The organism is Nocardia exalbida NBRC 100660 (genome assembly GCF_000308575.1).
Classification (GTDB): Bacteria; Actinomycetota; Actinomycetes; order Mycobacteriales; family Mycobacteriaceae; genus Nocardia; species Nocardia exalbida.
On the sequence record NZ_BAFZ01000041.1, the window covers coordinates 1 to 15,640 of the forward strand.

Consider the following 15,640-nt stretch of genomic DNA (forward strand, 5'->3'; position numbering starts at 1 on the left):
TCGCGCCGGTGAAGGCGGCGGTGCTGCCGCTCTCGCGTAACGCCGACCTCACGCCGAAGGCGAAAGACCTGGCCGCGCAACTGCGCAAGAACTGGAACGTCGAGTTCGACGACGCGGGCGCGATCGGCCGCCGCTACCGCCGCCAGGACGAGATCGGCACGCCGTTCTGCATCACCGTCGACTTCGAGACGCTCGAGGACCAGGCGGTGACCATCCGTGAGCGCGACACGATGACCCAGGAGCGCATCGCGCTGGACAAGGTGGAGGGCTACCTGGCCCAGCACCTGATCGGAGCCTGAGTCCGCCGCGGTGCCCCGTGGTCGTGATGGGCCACGGGGCACCGGCGTTCAGCGGCTCTTCTTGCGGGTGATCATGCCGATCGTGGTGGGTATCAACAGCGCGAGTCCCCACCGCACCGCGACCGAGGTCACTCATCCGTGCCCGGATGGATTCGGCGGAACGTCCCAGAACGCCAGTTCGTGCCGCAACCCCTCGCGGAACAGCTCCTCCGCGCGGGCCGGGTCGACTCCGGATTCATCGATCATCTGCGCGCAGCGGCGGGTGAGGGCGGCGAAGCCGGGATCGGCGTAGGTGTCGACCCAGCGGCGGTAGCGCGGTTCGGCGGGCGGGCGCTGTGCCAGTCGCGCGCCCAGCGTGGAGTACCCCCACATGCACGGATAGAGGGCGGCCAGCCCCGCACCGTAGGACGCGGCGGAGTCCAGGAGGAACGCGGTGTACGCCGCGCACGGCGCGCCTTTGGTGGCGCCGTCGAGATCCGCGCCGAACTCGGCGGCCAGCGAGCGGTGCAGCGACAGCTCCTCGTGGTAGGTGGCGTGCGCCAGGTCGACCAGGTCGCCCAGATGAGCCTGCGGAGCTTGCCATGCCAGGCGGGCGAACACCCGCACGTAGTCGAGCAGGAAGAGGTAATCCTGCTCCAGCCAGGACCGGAAGACCGGTTCGGGCAGGGTGCCCTCGGCGATACCCACCACGGTGGGATGGTTGAGCTGTTCCTCCACCGAGGACAGGCCGAGGATCTCCAAACGCGCCGCGAGACTCATACCGGCAGTCTTCCGCATCCGTCCGCCCGGTCGGTTTGCACCCGTGGCGGTGGTGCCGCACCCTTGCGATGTGTTGTGGGATGAGGATTCTCCGGTTCGGATGCTGGCGCCGTCGGAGCAGCGGTTCGTGCGGCATGGCACCTACACGGGCCGGTCGGTGTCGGTGCGGGGAGCGCTCGACGTGACGGCGCTGGGGGAGGCATTCGCGACTTTGCGGCGCGGGTATCCGGTGATCGGTTGCAGAATCGTGGAAGACGCCGCAGGACAGGGCTATCTGCTCGCCGGGGACGAGGCGGCGTGGACCCCGGTCTCCGTGCGCGAGGGTGACGTGGCGGTGATCGACGTTCCCGCGGTGGATCCGGCGGCGCAACTGGCCTATCTGGAGGTCGTCGGCTCGGGCGCGGACGAATGGCGGGTCACGCTGTTCGCGCACCACAGCGTCGCCGACGCGGGCCACTGCGTCGAGCTGTTGTCGCGACTCTGGGACTGCTATACCGGCATCACCGAACGGCAAGCCATAGAGTTTGCGCCACAAGGGATTCCGCAATCATTGGAGTGGCATGTCGCGGCGCGCGGCATCACCAGGACCACGACATCCGGCTTCGAGGACGTGAGCGAGCCGCTTCCGCCGCAGGCGCGGGAGCTGCCGCCCGACAGCGCGCCACCGGCACCGAGCACGCTCGCCCGTCCGGTACGTGTGCGGCTGAACCGGGAGGCCACCGCCCGGATCGTCGAACTCGGACGCAGAGCAGGCGTGACGGTGAACGGCTTGCTCACCGCCGCGCTGCTACGCGCTCATGCGCGGGAGACAGTCGGCGGCGCGGCACATGCGGGCTGTCTGTATCCCGTCGACCTGCGTACCCGGCTGGAGCCGCCGGTGGCCGCGTCGGCGGGCACCAACATGGCCGGTCTGGCCTCCTTCGCGGCGGAGGTGGATCCCGCGGCCAACCCGCTCGAACTGGCACAGCGCATTTCGGACCGCCTGACGCGCGACCTGGCCGACGGCGTCGTGCAGCAGTCCGTGCTGCACTTCCCGGATTACTACGGCGCGACCAGGATTCACTCGCTGGCCGGGCACATCGCGGTGACGAACACCGGCGTCGTCCCGGTGTTCCGCATGCCCCCCGGCCTCGAGTTCACCGATTACGAGATCGTGTACGTGTCGGCGCATCCCCGCCCGTCCGCGGGCGCGTCCGCCGCGGTCACCTTCCTCGCCTACACCTTCGCAGGCGAGTTGGCCGTCGGCGTGCTCGGCGGCGGCGCGCACGCCGAGGGCCTGCCCGAGGCGGTGCGGGCGGAGCTGACCGCCTTGGCGGCGGTCGGCGCCCGCTGATCCGGCGTGTCCACTCGGTCAGAATCTCCCGCCGCGACCGATCCGCCGGGAGCCGGACGAACCACCGAACGAGCCCGGGCTCCAGCTGGCTCCGGAGTGCCGCGCGCCACCGGCCGCCCCGCGCAGCAATCCTTCGAGCAGGATGCCGCCGAGCACCGCCCCCGCCTGCGCGCCACCGGAGGGGGCCTGCCGCGCCTCCCATGCCCGCACGCTGGCCTGCGCCGCTTGGAGGGCGCGCCCGGCCAGATCCGCCGCCGCCTGCGCGTGCCGCAGTGCCCGGTCCGGATCGCTCGCGCCCACCCGCAGCGCCTCGTCGAGGTTGCGCTGAGCTTCCGAGAGGCGGGTGCGCGCTTCGGCATCGATGCCGCCGCGCCGAGTGGTCACGTAGTCGGCGGCCGCGCCGATCCGGGCCCGGGCGTCGCCGAGTGCGCCGTCGAGCCTGCGCCGCAGATCCTCGACGGCGAGTTTGCGGTCGGTGGCGGCGGCGAGGGCGCGGTCGAGATCGGCGTCGGCGGTGACCGCGTCGTGGAAGGCGCTCAGCGGATCGGTGTCCGCCGTGGACGTCGCCTTTTCCAGCGCGGACCGCGCCGCGGTGCGGGCATCCGCCAGTTCCGGCCCGCCGTAGGCGGAGAGTTCGGCGGCGGAGGTGAGGTCGCGGCGCAGCTCGTCCAGCACAGCCGGTAGGCCGTCGCGGGCCTGCTGGATGGCGCTCGAGGCGTTGTCGACCGCGTCGAGCAGCGCGCGGGCCTGCCCGATCGCGGCTTCGGCGGAACGAATGGCGGCCACCGCGCCGCCTTGCTCGCCGACCGGCTCGGCGAGCGCCGACCGCCCCGCGTCGATGTTCCGCTCCGCGAACGCGATGCGCTCCCGCGCCATCCGCACATTGTCCGCGATCGGCGCGAGGACACCGGCCGGATGGGTGGCGGCGAGCCGGTTCAGCTCGGCTTCCGAGCCGGGCGTCCGGGCGGTGACGTCGACGATGTCCCGGGTCAGCGCTTCCAGCCGGCCCGCGGCGTCGAGCAGCAGATCGCGCATGGCGTCGAATTCGGCTACCTGCGCGTCGAGTTCGCGGTCGGCGCGCCCTACCGTGCCGATCAGCTCGACCAGCAGCGAGCGCTGTTCTTCGGGGGTCTCCGGGATCGCGTCGTCGAGGCGCTGCCGGATCGCGAAGGCCTCGGCCGCAGCGGCTTTCGCGTTGTCGAGCGCGGTGCGGAAGGGCGTGGTGGCGGTGGCGCCGAACTCTCCCGTGGCGAGTTCGAGTTCCTCGCCGCTGGTGCGGATCGCGTTGTCGATCTCCACCAGCGTCTCGCGGGAGCGGGCGTGCAGCGCTTCCAGCGGCAGCGCGGCCAGCGCGGTCGTGTTCTCCGGATCCAGTTGCCGCGCCGCCGCCAGCTCGGCCTCGGCTCGGTCACGGCGCCGTTTTCGCGCGTACCAGACCAGGCCCGCCGCTACCAGAACCACCAGCAGAGCGATGACGAGCAAGGCGCGTACGTTCACCCCGCCGCCGCGCATGGCCGCGTCCAGCCCGTCGGCCGTCGCGATCCCCGCGTCGGCCCACCGCCCGTCGCGCAGGGCGGGCTCGACCTCGCCCATCAGCATGCTGTCGAGTTCGGAATCGCTGACGCCGCCGGGCAGTTCACCCTCCAGCCAGTACGCGCGGTCCTCGGTGGCGACCGCGAGGAGCAGATCGCGCCCGCCGAACCCGGAGATCGAAGCTGTGCGCTGGGCCCACTTCTGCGGATCGAGCCCGTCGAAGCCGCGCACGTACACCACCCACAACCGGATCTGCTGGTCGGCGTAGAGCCGGTCCACCGCACCGCGCACCCGATCGAGCTGCCCTTGGTCCAGCGCGCCGGCGGAATCCACCACGTAGGTGTTCATCCGCGACGGCGGTTCCGCCGCGCTCTGCGGAACGCCGAGCAGGGCGATCGCGGCCAACAGGACGCTGGTCGCGAGCAAGCGAACGAGGCCGATCCGCGGCGGCAGTGACATGGCACGAATCTAGCTCGCTAGCATCGTTTCGTGATCACCATCGATCGCTCCTACAGCGGCCACGTGTCCCCGGATTCCGATCCGCAGCAGCGCGACGTCCCCGGCGCCCGCATCGTCAAGATGTCCGTCGGCGGCATGAACAACAATTGCTACCTGGTGCAATGCACCGGCACCGGTGCAGCCCTGCTCATCGACGCGGCCAACGAGGCGCCGCGCATCGCGGCGCTCGTCGAGCAGGAGGCGCCGGGGCAGGTGCGGCTGATCGTCACCACCCATCAGCATCGCGACCACTGGATGGCGCTGCGGGAGACCACCGCCGCCACCGGAGCGCCCACCGCGGCGCATCCGCTCGACGCCGACCCGCTGCCGGTGCGCCCCGACCGGCTGCTCGACGAGGGCGATACCGTCACGATCGGCGACCTGGTCTTCGAAGTCATCCACCTGCGTGGACACACGCCGGGCTCGATCACCCTCGCGCTCACCGACGGGGCGGGACGCACCCACCTGTTCACCGGGGACTCGCTGTTCCCCGGCGGCGTCGGGCGTACCACCGCCCCGGAAGACTTCACCTCCCTGTTCACCGATGTCTCGGCCAAACTCTTCGATCGCTACCCCGACGACACCGTCGTCTACCCCGGCCACGGCGACGACACCACCCTCGGTGCCGAACGGCCCAGCCTTCCGGAGTGGCGAGCGCGGGGCTGGTAACCGGCACCGGTGGTTGCCGGTCCGGGGTCGGCGCCGCTCCTGGCAGACTTGGGGAGTGGATTTGCCAACGATGCGCACCCGGGCTCTCCCGGCTCCCGACCCTGCCCGGCCGCACGGCTTCGGCGCCGGGTTGCTGCGCTGGACGCGGCGGCTGGTCATCGGGTCGGTGGTGATGGGCGCGGTGCTGGTCGGCGGGACCGCTTTCCGCGTGTGGCAGGTCGCGCGTGTCGACGACTACGCGAAGGCCGACGCGATCGTGGTGCTCGGCGCGGCACAGTACTCCGGGACCCCGTCCTCGGTGTTCGAAGCGCGACTGGATCAGGCGTACAAGCTGTTCCGCGCCGGTGTCGCGCCGCGCGTCATCACCGTGGGCGGCAAGCAGGAGGGCGATCTGTTCACCGAGGCCGCCTCTGGCAAGAACTATTTGCAGGCGCGCGGGGTGCCGGGCGACAAGATCCTCGCCGTCGAGACCGGGTCCGACACCCTGCGCAGCATCGAAGCGGTGGCAACGGCGATGCGCGCGCGGGACATGTCCTCGGCGGTGCTGGTCAGCGATCCCTGGCACTCGCTGCGCACCCGCACCATGGCCAGGGACGAAGGTCTGTCGGCGTGGACCGCGCCGACCAGAACCGGTCCCGCCGTCTACACCCGCGAATCCCAGGCGCACGGCATCGCCCGGGAGACCGGCGCCCTGCTCTGGTACCAGCTCACCCACTTCGCAGCGGACTTCCCCTACACGGCGGGACAGTGAGACTTTGAGCGCCCGGTACACCGGCCACGACACCGAACGCCTCGTCGTCGAGCGCGCCAAGACCGCGGGGCTCGGCCCGCCGCGCGATGAGTTCGAGATGGGCCACCGGACCGAATTCGCGCGCGACCGGGCCCGCGTGCTGCACTCCGCGGCGTTGCGCAGGCTGGCCGACAAAACGCAGGTCATGGGTCCGCGTGAGGCCGACACCCCGCGCACCCGGCTCACCCACTCGCTGGAGGTCGCCCAGATCGGCCGCAGCATCGCCGACGGACTCGGCTGCGATCCGGACCTGGTGGACCTGGCCGGGCTCGCCCACGACATCGGCCATCCGCCCTACGGCCACAACGGCGAGAAAGCCCTCGACACCTTCGCCGACGCGTTCGGCGGGTTCGAAGGCAACGCGCAGAACCTGCGCATCCTCACCCGCCTCGAACCGAAAGTGCTCGAACTCGACGGTGCCAGCGCGGGCCTCAACCTCACCCGCGCCGCGCTCGACGCGGCGATCAAATACCCCTGGGGCCGAACGGGTCCCGGCACCAAGTTCGGCGCCTACGAGGTCGACACCGAGCGTCTGGAATGGATCCGCAAGGGAGCGCCGGACCGGCGCCGCAGCCTCGAATGCCAGATCATGGACTGGTCCGACGACGTCGCCTACTCGGTGCACGACGTCGAGGACGGCGTGATCGCGGGCCGCATCGACCTGCGCGCGCTGGCCGACCCGGCCGAACAGGACGCGCTGGCGGCGCTCGGCCAGTTCCAGCATTCGCTGGCCGCCGACGAGTTGATCGCCGCCGCGCAACGTCTGTCGGAACTCCCGGTGGTCGCGGCGGTGACCGCCTACGACGGCACATTCACCGCCTCAGTGGCGCTGAAGCGCCTGACCAGCGAGCTCGTCGGCCGTTTCGCCACCGCCGCGATCATGGCGACGCGGGAGGTGGCCGGGCCGGAACCGGTGTCCCGATACGCGGCGGACCTGCAAGTACCGCGCATCGTCGCCGCCGAGGTGGCATTGCTGAAGACCGTCGCGTTGCGTTACGTCATGTCCGACCCGGCGCACCGGATACGGCAGGCCGCGCAGCGCGAACGCATCCTCGCCGTGGCCGATCGTTTGCTGTCCACCGCCCCGCACAACCTCGATCCGCTGCTGCTGCCGTTCTGGAACGCCGCGACCGACGACACCGCTCGCGTGCGCGTCGTCGTGGACCAGATCGCCTCCTACACCGAAAGCCGCCTGGAACGGGTCGTGGTGGAACTGAACGTCTAGACCGGGCGGCGTCATGCCGACAGGCCGTCGGTGGACTCCGCTCGAGCCATCTTGACCAGCGCCGCGTGCAACTCCTTGGCCGACGCCCCCGCTCGCTCTCCCCGCAGGACCACCTCGGTGAAGCCGTCGACCAAGGCCCGGCCGGGATCCAGCAGCCCGGCACCACCCCCGCCGCCGCGCAGGGACTCGTTGATCAACGTCCGCAACGCTTCTTGCCGAGCCCGGAAACCACCCGCCAGGTCCAATGCCCCCGCGAATTCGCGGACGACCGCCTTGTACACCGGCCGCTCGGCGGGCCCACGTCTACGAAACACTCTTCGCGTCTCCACCGGCGCCGCCCGCGGCGGATTCAGTGCAGCCCGGTCCAGGACGATCCAGATCGCGGACTCCGCCGACTGGTTCGCCGTCGGCGTGCGATCCGGCCTCGGGCGAGATTCCGCGCCGTCGGTCAGCTCGACGCCCCGCAGCGGCAGCGGGTATTTCGCGAGCAACTCATCGATGGCGGAGGCGATCTCACGGACCACCTGAACGTCAACGTCCGCCGCGTCGAACCCGACGACTTCCACCCCGTGCCGCGCCGACATCTCCCGGACGATCCGAAGCGCCTCGGGCCCGTCCGCGGTCTCGGTCCGCTCCGCGACGGCGGGGCGGGGTGTGGTGCTGCTCCGCTCGACGTGTGCCGGCTTTTTTCTCCGAGCGGCCGCGGCGTCGTCGGTCCGTTGGGCAGCAGCGCCGGCGATCGGCGGGACGGCCTCGCGCGCCTGTGGCGGCCGCGTTCCTTCCCGAGCAGCGGTGGAGCCGTCGGTGGTGATCGTCCGCTGGACAGGCCCGGGCCGGTGCGCTGTAGCGGTGTCTTCGATCGGTGCGGGCGGTCGCGGGGCGTCGGTTCGTCGGCTGAGTTCGGCCGCGTCGGTGCGGTCGGGCGAATCAGTCCGTCGGCCGGTCGCTCGATGAGGCGTGCGGCCGGTCTTCCGGTCGGCTTCGACGTTGTCTGTGCTGCCGGACTGCCCAGGTGTGATGTCGGCCCGCACGATGGGTTCCGGAGAAGACCGGGGGCCGATTTGTTCCATGGATGCACTGCCGGTTCGCTGGGCCGGGGTGCGATTGCTCGCATCGTCGGTCGGCGGATGCGGTCCGGGGTCCTGGCGGTGGACCGAGGGGTCGTCCGCCGATTCGGCACTCGGCGGGGTGACCAGTGCGCCGCCGCGCGCGGCGTCGATCCAGGAAAAGCGCAGTGTGTCGAGCCAGGGGAGAGCGGCGGGGGTGGTGTCGGTTCGTCGGCGCGACAGGGGTTCGTCACCGGTGTCCGTCTGCTGGAGGGGCGCGGAGCCTGTTCGCGGATCGGCCGCCCTGGGATCCGCCACGCCGGTCGGGTGGATATGGGCGGAGTGGCGCGCGGCATCGGTCTCCGGTGCGGAGGTCGAATCCTCGGCAGCGACCGCCCCTACCGCGCCGTGTGCGCCGGTCGTCTGCCTGCGGGCGAGCGGCTCCGCGGTCTCGATCGGCGGGCTGGGTGCGGCGGGGGCTGGGGAACCATTCGGCAGATCGCTCCGCGGCGCGGCGTCGGCCGACCGGGCGGGGGCGTCGTCCCTTCGCAAATGGGTGGACTCGCCTGCCATCTCGGACTCTGGGGCGGCGGGGGAGTCGATAGTGACGTCGCTCTGCTGAGCGGTCGACAGAGGGTGCGGAGTTCCGCTCGTCTCGGTGCCCCCTATGTCTCCGGCATCGATGGGGGAACGCTGCCCGCCGTCCGCCGGGACGGGTCCGAGGTCGTCGGCCATGTCGATCTGGCGGAGAAGGTCCGCGTCTTTCGTCTGTGCTGCGGGTGCGGGTGGTGCGAGCGCGGCTGCGGGTGTGGAGTCGGGGGTGTGTGCGTTGTCCGGTGTGGGTGTGGAGTCGGGGGTGTGTGCGTCGTCTGGTGTGGGTGTGGAGTCAGGGGCGGTAGCGGTGTCTTCGATCGCTGCGGACGTCCCAGCTGAATCCGTAGGAGGGGCCGGGTGCGCGTCGCTGGTCTGCCGAATGGGTTCGTCCTGGGCGACCTCGATGGACGGCGTCGTCTCGGGCTGGGGTGCGCTGTCGAGTTCGAGGATGTCCGGGGAGTCGGTATGGGTCGAGGCGGGGGCGTCAGCGAGATCGGTCTGTCGAATCGGCGCGGAGCCGGTCGGCGTGCCTGGCGCGGGGTCTGCCGGGGTCGTTAGCGGTGTCGAGTCGTCTGCGATGTCGACGTGTCGACGAGGCGTGAAATCGTCGGCGCTGTCTGCTCGCGGGGCTGATTCGCGATGGTGCGTAGTCGCGGGCCGGGGAAGGGGCTCGGGGTGGTGCGAGAAATCTATCTTCGGGACCGATGGCGGCTTCTGCACCGTCACATCGATCTGTGGGCGCCCGGCCGGGTCGTCGGTCCTGTTCGCCTGCCGGAAGCCCGGGGTGCGATTCTCGACCCGTGGGGCGGATGCGGCTCCGGTCGGCTCGATCGCTGTGGAGTCGTCAACGGCATTCGTCCGGCGGAAGGACGCGCCGTCGGTTCGTGTGACGGGGGCGGAGCGGCCCGGCCTCTGAATCAGCGCCGAATCGACGGTGATGGCTTGCGGGGCGGGGGGAGGGCTGTGCGCGACATCCGTGCTCCGGACGGATATCGGGTCGTCGACGGCATCCGTCCGACGAGCTGCGGGGTCGAATTCCGAGTAGCGCGCGGCGGCCGGTGGCCGTGAAGGCGCGGGCACGTCTGCCGCCGCATCGCCGGGCGCGGGTATCCGAACCGGCGCACTCGGCGGCGTCGGGCACGGTCGGACGACCCGCCTCGACCACGGCGTCGACGCCGAGGCTCTTCGGGCCCACGGGGTGGGCATCGCCTGCCGCTCGGGCGCGGCCGATGCTTCGGGCGTGGACTCCGGAGCCCGGGACTCCGCTACCGGGACAGACAGCGCGCCCGCATGGTCGAGTTGGTCGCTGAGCTGCGCCTCGGCGGACGCGATGGCTGCCTTCAATGCGCCGACCGTCCGGGAGGCGTCGGCGATGAGCCGCTCCAGCGTCGATACCATCGCCCGCAGTTCGCCCGTGTCGATCCGCGACGGCTGACTCACGATGTCTCCCGCTTGTCCTCATCAGGTCGTGTCGCGGTGCGCCGACATGCTGATCTCGCGTGACCGTAAAGCAAACTGTGGTCGCGCCATTGTCGCTCAGACCGGCCGGACCTCTCGGGGCTGGGAAGATGGATGATGGGTCGCGAGCCGCCGAACAGCTATCGAATCGCAACCTGCCCGCATCCTTACCGCCCTGCTCTCGATGCCGAAGCACCGGGCGGTCGGCTCCCCGCCCCCGTGGCCCGGTGTTGTTCATCGTCCCGATGAACTACCTTGTGCGGCAATGGTATTCGTTACAGCTTCCAGTTGGTTACCATGGAAGGGTGCGGATCGGAGTAGGGCTCTCCACCGCGTCCGAAGCGCGGCTGGCGGGCCGGGAAGCCGCAGCGCGCGCCCGCGACCAACTCGCGGGCGAAGCGCCGTCGCTCGCTGTGCTGCTCGCCTCCCGCGTCCACACCGACGACGCCGTGGAGGTGCTGTACGGCGTCCACCGGACGGTCCGGGTGCCCGCGCTGATCGGATGCGTGGCCCAGGCCATCGTGGCGGGTCGCCGCGAGATCGAGGACGAGCCCGCGGTGGTGGTGTGGCTGGCCTCCGGACTGCCCGCCGCCGAGACTTTCCAGCTGGACTTCCTCCGCACGGCGAGCGGCGGGTTGCTCGCCGGTTACCGCTTCGACAAGGCCGCCCGCGACTTCCACCTGCTGCTGCCCGACCCCTACTCGTTCCCGGCCGATCTCCTGCTGGAGTACGTGAACACGGATCTGCCCGGCACCGTCGTGATGGGCGGGTTGGTCAGCGGCGGACGGGGCCCGGAAGGCAGCCGTCTGTTCCGCGACCACACCGTGGTGACCTCGGGCGCGGTCGGCGTGCGCCTCCCCGGCCTGCACAGCGTGCCGATCGTGTCCCAGGGCTGCAGGCCGATCGGCTATCCCTACACCGTCACCGGCGCGGACGGCACGGTGATCACCGGGCTCGGCGGCCTGCCCCCGATCGAGCGGTTGCGCGAGATCGTGGCCGTGCTGCCGCTCGCTCAGCAGGAACAGCTCGCGCGCGGCCTGCAGATCGGATTCGTCGTCGACGAGCATCTCGCCGAGCCCGGGCAGGGCGACTTCCTGATCCGCGGCCTGCTGGGCGCCGATCCGTCCAGCGGGGCGATCGAGGTGGGCGACGTCGTGGAGGTCGGCACGACCGTCCAATTCCAGGTCCGCGACGCGATCGGCGCCGACCAGGACCTGCGTGCGGCCTTGGCGCGGGCGCGCACCGATCTTCCGGGCCGTCCGGCCGGTGCGCTCCTGTTCACCTGCAACGGACGCGGCAGGCGGATGTTCGGGGTCGCGGATCACGACGCCACGACGATCGAGGACCTGCTCGACGGCATCCCGCTCGCGGGATTCTTCGCCGCCGGCGAGATCGGGCCCATCGCGGGCCGCAACGCGCTGCACGGATTCACGGCGTCGATGGCGCTGTTCGTCGAATGAGCGTCGACCTGCGGGTCTACGCCGAGCTGAACGACTTCCTGCGGCCCGGCGAGCGATACACCGTGCTGCGGCGGCCCTACCGCCCGCACCAGACCGTCAAGGACGTCATCGAGGCCGCGGGCGTCCCGCACACCGAGGTCGACCTGGTCCTGGCCGACGGACAACCGGTGCACTTCGGCCATCACACACGTTCCGGCGGGCGGATCACCGCGTATCCCGTCTTCGAGACGCTCGACATCGGCCGCGTGACCAGGGTTCGCCCGCACCCGTTGCGTGAGCCGCGGTTCCTCGCGGACGTGAATCTCGGCGGTCTCGCCAAGCTGATGCGGCTGATGGGTCTGGACGTGCACTGCCGGTGGGAGGCCGCGGACGCCGAACTAGCCGAGCTGTCGGCGGCCGAGCACCGGATCCTGCTCACCCGCGACCGCGGCCTGTTGAAGCGCCGCAACGTCACACACGGCGTCTACATCCGGTCGGATCGGCCGCTCGACCAGGTCGTCGAGGTGATCCGGCGGTTCGACCTCGTCGCGCGCCTGGATCCGTTCACCCGCTGCCTGCGCTGCGGCGGCGTCGTCGACGAGGTCGCCAAAGCCGAGGTCGAGGATCGGCTGCCACCGCTCACCCGTCGTTACTACGACACCTTCCGGCGGTGCCGCGACTGCGGCCGGATCTACTGGCAGGGCTCCCACCAGGCACGACTGGCCGAGACAATCGGGGCGATCCGCGCGCAGCTCGACCGATCCTGACACTCGCGCGAGCGATTCCGGTTCGACCACGCGAGCAGCCCGTCGAAGGCCGGACACCGCCTCGGCCCGAGCCGCCGTGGCCCGCCCGATCATCCGCTCGTCGGCAGGTGCGGCCGGAACTCGCTGTGCGGAGCCGCCCGGGCGCGTCGGCCTCGCGTTCGCCTAGACTCTCTGCCGTGGCCGGACGACTTCCAGATCGCGATATCGCGGCAATACGCGAACGCGTCCGGATCGAAGACGTGGTGGGGGAGTACGTCGCGCTCAAGCGCGCCGGTGCGGACTCCATGAAGGGCCTGTGCCCGTTCCACGACGAGAAGTCGCCGTCGTTCCACGTGCGGCCCAATCACGGACTGTTCCACTGCTTCGGCTGCGGCGAGGGCGGCGACGTGTTCGCCTTCATGCAGAAGATCGAGCATGTCGGGTTCGTCGAGTCCGTCGAGCAATTGGCCGACCGGATCGGTTACCAGATCAACTACGAGGGCGGCGGTACCTCGGTGCAGCGCGACCGGGGCACCCGGTCCCGGCTGGTCGCGGCGAACGCGGCCGCGCACGAGTTCTACGTCGCCCAGCTGCGCGAGCCGGGAGCCGAAGCCGCGCGCAACTATCTCACCGAGCGCAATTTCGACGCCGCGGCCGCGCACACTTTCGGCTGCGGCTACGCGCCCGCCGGATGGGACACCCTCACCAAGCACCTGCTTCGCAAGGGCTTCGACTTCAAGGAGCTGGAGGCGGCCGGACTGTCCCGGCAGGGTCAGCGCGGCCCGATCGACCGCTTCCACCGGCGGCTGCTGTGGCCGATCCGGAACCTGTCCGGCGATGTCATCGGGTTCGGCGCCCGCAAGCTCTTCGACGACGACACCATGCCCGGCAAGTACATCAACACGCCGGAAACGGTGCTGTACAAGAAATCCCAGGTGCTGTTCGGCCTGGACCTGGCCAAGCGCGAGATCGCCAAGGGCCACCAGGCGGTCGTGGTCGAGGGCTACACCGACGTCATGGCGATGCACCTGGCCGGGGTCAAGACCGCCGTCGCCTCGTGCGGCACGGCCTTCGGCGACGAGCATCTCGCCCTGCTGCGCCGCCTGATGATGGACGACAATTTCTGGCGCGGCGAGATCATCTACACCTTCGACGGTGACGCCGCGGGCCAAGCGGCGGCCCTGAAGGCCTTCGGAGGCGATCAGAAGCTGGCCGGTCAGACCTACATCGCGATCGCCCCGGACGGACAGGACCCGTGCGAACTGCGGCAGCACTCCGGCGACGCCGCCGTGCGCGACCTGGTCGCCCGCCGGACCCCGCTGTACGAGTTCGTGATTCGCGGCCTGCTCGCCGACCACAACTTGGACACCGCCGAGGGCCAGGTGGAGGCGCTGCGCCGCGCGGTGCCGGTGGTCGCGCAGATCAAGGACAACGCCCTGCGCAAGGCCTATGCCACCAAACTCGCGGGCTGGGTCGGCTGGGACGACATCCAGACTGTGGTGCGCCGCGTCGGCGAGGAAGCCAAGCGGCACCGCAACGGCGGCGGCACCACCGGTGTGGGGCGCGCGCCCGCGCCGCGCGAAGTGGTCGCCGAACGTCCTGCGGCACGGCCGGATCCGAACGATCCCACGCTCCTGCCGCAACGCCAAGTGCTGGCCGCCGCGTTGCAGTATCCGGCGATGGCCGGAGCCGGTTTCGACGCGCTCGAGGCGGAAGCCTTCACGCATCCCGCCTACGCCGTCCTGCGCGCCCTGATCGCCGAGGTGGGCGGGACGGCGATCGGGCTGGGCGGCGCCGAGTGGGTCAATGCCGTCGCCGACCGCACCGACGACCTGACGGTTCGCGCCCTGCTCTCGGAGCTGGCCAACGAGCCACTACCGGTGAAAACGGAAGCCGACATCCCGCGCTTCGTCGCCGGTGTCCTGGCGCGCACCCAGGAGGCCTGGGTCGGCAGACAGATCGCCGAGCTGAAGTCCAAGCTCCAGCGGGTCTCCTCGACCGAACAGCCGGACGCCTACTTCGCCCTCTTCGGCGACCTCGTCGCCCTGGAGCAGTACCGCAAGAGCCTGCTCACCCAGGCGATGGGCAGCCACGGGGACTTCGCCACCACCTAGCGTCCGGCCGCGTCTGTGCGGGTAGGCGCGGATTTTCCGGCACAGCGGGAAGGTCTGGTGTGCGGCAGGTCAGCGGCGGAGTTGGTCGTGCGGCACCAGCACGGTGGTCCGCTCGTCGAGCGGCTCCATCGGCTCCAGGCGGGGTCGGGTGCTGAGCTTGTCCGACAATTTCTGCCTGCCGACGAGCACGAGCTTGCGAGTCACCGGGCTCTCGGTCAGCGCGCGGGTCGCGGCGCTGATCTGTTCGTAGCGAGCCCGCCCGGCCTTGCTGCCGAGTACGTACCCGGCCGCCACGCCGATGATCAACCGCAGCATCTCGATGTGCTCCTCCCAGTTGCCAGTTCGCCGCCCCCATCCTGCCCGACGCCCCACGCGCCTGTCGATCCGGACACCCGATAGCTCCGCACCGCGCCCACCCGGACAAGTCGCAGGTAGCGACACGATTTGGGCTCCCGCCCAGCGATACGCTAGAGTTTCTCCTCGGCCCGCCCGATACCAACCGGACGAGCCAAGGGCAATCCCCTATAGCTCAATTGGCAGAGCAGCCGACTGTTAATCGGCAGGTTTCTGGTTCGAGTCCAGATGGGGGAGCTGTGACCAGGGCGAACGTATCAGTTCGACCCTGGTTTTGTCCGTTTTAGGGGTCGAACGACACGGAAACGACACGTTTTCATCCTGCGAGGCGTCCCAGGGCCGCGGTGAAGTCGGGTGCTTCGGTCGGTTGGTCGATGTAGTGGCGTTTGGTGACGGAGTCGTTGGCGTGGCCGAGTTGCTGGGCGGCGGCTTGGGGGCCGTATTGGTCGGCAATGAGGGATGCGAGGGTCTTGCGGAAGGTCTTGGGGGTGACCCAGGCGAACTTCTCTCCGCGTGCTTGACGCCACAGCCGGTTGAAGTTGTGGGGGTCCCAGATGCCGCCGTCGCGGTTGGGGAGCACGACAGCGCGGGGTGTGGCGTCGGCCTCGAGAAGCTGTTTTGGGAACTACCACAATGGACTAGATCCGGCAACGACGCTTCATTGCAGGGAGAGCCCCCGAGAAGGTGGATCTTGTTTGGTCTAGTGGCGCATGCCGTCTGGTGGAGAAACGAATTGCGGATCGCTCCGTAGAATAGTAGGAACTGCGCCGACCTATGTTCGGG

13 protein-coding genes and 1 tRNA gene are annotated in these 15,640 nt (G+C 70.4%); 9 read left to right on the forward strand and 5 right to left on the reverse strand.

Translation table 11 applies throughout. From position 1 onward, the window contains the following. Positions 1-299: His/Gly/Thr/Pro-type tRNA ligase C-terminal domain-containing protein (locus ON29_RS08555; RefSeq protein ID WP_040865647.1), on the forward strand; the 299-nt coding region annotated here is incomplete at its 5' end. Between the two features lie 132 nt (positions 300-431). On the opposite strand, the gene ON29_RS08560 is transcribed toward ON29_RS08555, so the two are convergent. Further along, on the reverse strand, positions 432-1,058 hold the full coding sequence (locus ON29_RS08560) for a TenA family protein (RefSeq protein WP_040865648.1): 627 nt from the start codon (positions 1,056-1,058) through the stop codon (positions 432-434). A 100-nt stretch (positions 1,059-1,158) separates the two neighbouring features. On the opposite strand from ON29_RS08560, the gene ON29_RS08565 reads away from it, so the two are divergent. Then, positions 1,159-2,391 carry a phthiocerol/phthiodiolone dimycocerosyl transferase family protein gene (locus ON29_RS08565; protein ID WP_040865649.1) on the forward strand — a complete coding sequence of 411 codons (1,233 nt, stop codon included), beginning with the start codon at positions 1,159-1,161 and terminating at the stop codon, positions 2,389-2,391. Positions 2,392-2,409: 18 nt separating this feature from the next. Here the strand turns inward: ON29_RS08565 and ON29_RS08570 are convergent, their stop codons facing one another. After that, complete coding sequence (locus tag ON29_RS08570) at positions 2,410-4,383, reverse strand: TPM domain-containing protein (RefSeq protein WP_040865650.1); 1,974 nt, start codon at positions 4,381-4,383, stop codon at positions 2,410-2,412. Positions 4,384-4,413: 30 nt separating this feature from the next. Between ON29_RS08570 and ON29_RS08575 the strand changes: the two genes are divergently transcribed. The 3 genes from ON29_RS08575 (at position 4,414) to ON29_RS08585 (ending at position 7,106) form a co-directional block, all read left to right on the forward strand. Further along, the gene (locus ON29_RS08575; RefSeq protein WP_040865651.1) at positions 4,414-5,091 is read left to right on the forward strand and encodes an MBL fold metallo-hydrolase; all 678 of its coding nucleotides are present in this window, start codon (positions 4,414-4,416) and stop codon (positions 5,089-5,091) included. A 70-nt stretch (positions 5,092-5,161) separates the two neighbouring features. Continuing rightward, a complete protein-coding gene (locus tag ON29_RS08580; RefSeq protein WP_040865801.1) occupies positions 5,162-5,842 on the forward strand; it encodes a YdcF family protein in 681 nt (226 codons plus the stop codon). A gap of 4 nt (positions 5,843-5,846) precedes the next feature. Continuing rightward, positions 5,847-7,106: a deoxyguanosinetriphosphate triphosphohydrolase gene (locus tag ON29_RS08585; protein ID WP_040865652.1), complete on the forward strand. Its 1,260-nt coding sequence runs from the start codon at positions 5,847-5,849 to the stop codon at positions 7,104-7,106. A gap of 11 nt (positions 7,107-7,117) precedes the next feature. Here the strand turns inward: ON29_RS08585 and ON29_RS08590 are convergent, their stop codons facing one another. Beyond that, the gene (locus ON29_RS08590) at positions 7,118-8,887 is read right to left on the reverse strand and encodes a hypothetical protein (RefSeq protein ID WP_040865653.1); all 1,770 of its coding nucleotides are present in this window, start codon (positions 8,885-8,887) and stop codon (positions 7,118-7,120) included. Between the two features lie 1,622 nt (positions 8,888-10,509). On the opposite strand from ON29_RS08590, the gene ON29_RS08600 reads away from it, so the two are divergent. The 3 genes from ON29_RS08600 to dnaG all read left to right on the forward strand — a co-directional run bounded on the left by ON29_RS08600 (position 10,510) and on the right by dnaG (position 14,503). After that, positions 10,510-11,664 (forward strand): FIST signal transduction protein, encoded by a 1,155-nt coding sequence (locus ON29_RS08600; RefSeq protein ID WP_040865655.1) that lies wholly within the window; start codon positions 10,510-10,512, stop codon positions 11,662-11,664. Continuing rightward, complete coding sequence (locus ON29_RS08605; RefSeq protein WP_040865656.1) at positions 11,661-12,410, forward strand: Mut7-C RNAse domain-containing protein; 750 nt, start codon at positions 11,661-11,663, stop codon at positions 12,408-12,410. The genes ON29_RS08600 and ON29_RS08605 overlap by 4 nt, the downstream gene beginning before the upstream one ends. 176 nt (positions 12,411-12,586) lie before the next feature. Next, positions 12,587-14,503: a DNA primase gene (gene dnaG / locus ON29_RS08610; protein ID WP_040865657.1), complete on the forward strand. Its 1,917-nt coding sequence runs from the start codon at positions 12,587-12,589 to the stop codon at positions 14,501-14,503. A 69-nt stretch (positions 14,504-14,572) separates the two neighbouring features. On the opposite strand, the gene ON29_RS08615 is transcribed toward dnaG, so the two are convergent. Further along, positions 14,573-14,818: a hypothetical protein gene (locus ON29_RS08615; RefSeq protein ID WP_040865658.1), complete on the reverse strand. Its 246-nt coding sequence runs from the start codon at positions 14,816-14,818 to the stop codon at positions 14,573-14,575. Positions 14,819-15,021: 203 nt separating this feature from the next. Here ON29_RS08615 and ON29_RS08620 point away from each other — a divergent pair. After that, positions 15,022-15,094: transfer RNA gene (locus ON29_RS08620), tRNA-Asn, on the forward strand. Positions 15,095-15,173: 79 nt separating this feature from the next. On the opposite strand, the gene ON29_RS08625 is transcribed toward ON29_RS08620, so the two are convergent. After that, positions 15,174-15,437: a site-specific integrase gene (locus ON29_RS08625; protein WP_051174999.1), complete on the reverse strand. Its 264-nt coding sequence runs from the start codon at positions 15,435-15,437 to the stop codon at positions 15,174-15,176. Positions 15,438-15,640 lie beyond the last annotated feature (203 nt).

Bases quoted from the DNA above. Each gene is read 5' to 3' on its own strand.
- ON29_RS08565 (WP_040865649.1), top strand. From the start codon at position 1,159: ATGCTGGCGCCGTCGGAGCAGCGGTTCGTGCGGCATGGCACCTACACG.
- ON29_RS08605 (WP_040865656.1), top strand. From the start codon at position 11,661: ATGAGCGTCGACCTGCGGGTCTACGCCGAGCTGAACGACTTCCTGCGG.
- ON29_RS08615 (WP_040865658.1), bottom strand. From the start codon at position 14,818: ATGCTGCGGTTGATCATCGGCGTGGCGGCCGGGTACGTACTCGGCAGC.
- ON29_RS08570 (WP_040865650.1), bottom strand. From the start codon at position 4,383: ATGTCACTGCCGCCGCGGATCGGCCTCGTTCGCTTGCTCGCGACCAGC.
- ON29_RS08560 (WP_040865648.1), bottom strand. From the start codon at position 1,058: ATGAGTCTCGCGGCGCGTTTGGAGATCCTCGGCCTGTCCTCGGTGGAG.
- ON29_RS08590 (WP_040865653.1), bottom strand. From the start codon at position 8,887: ATGGCCGACGACCTCGGACCCGTCCCGGCGGACGGCGGGCAGCGTTCC.
- ON29_RS08580 (WP_040865801.1), top strand. From the start codon at position 5,162: ATGCGCACCCGGGCTCTCCCGGCTCCCGACCCTGCCCGGCCGCACGGC.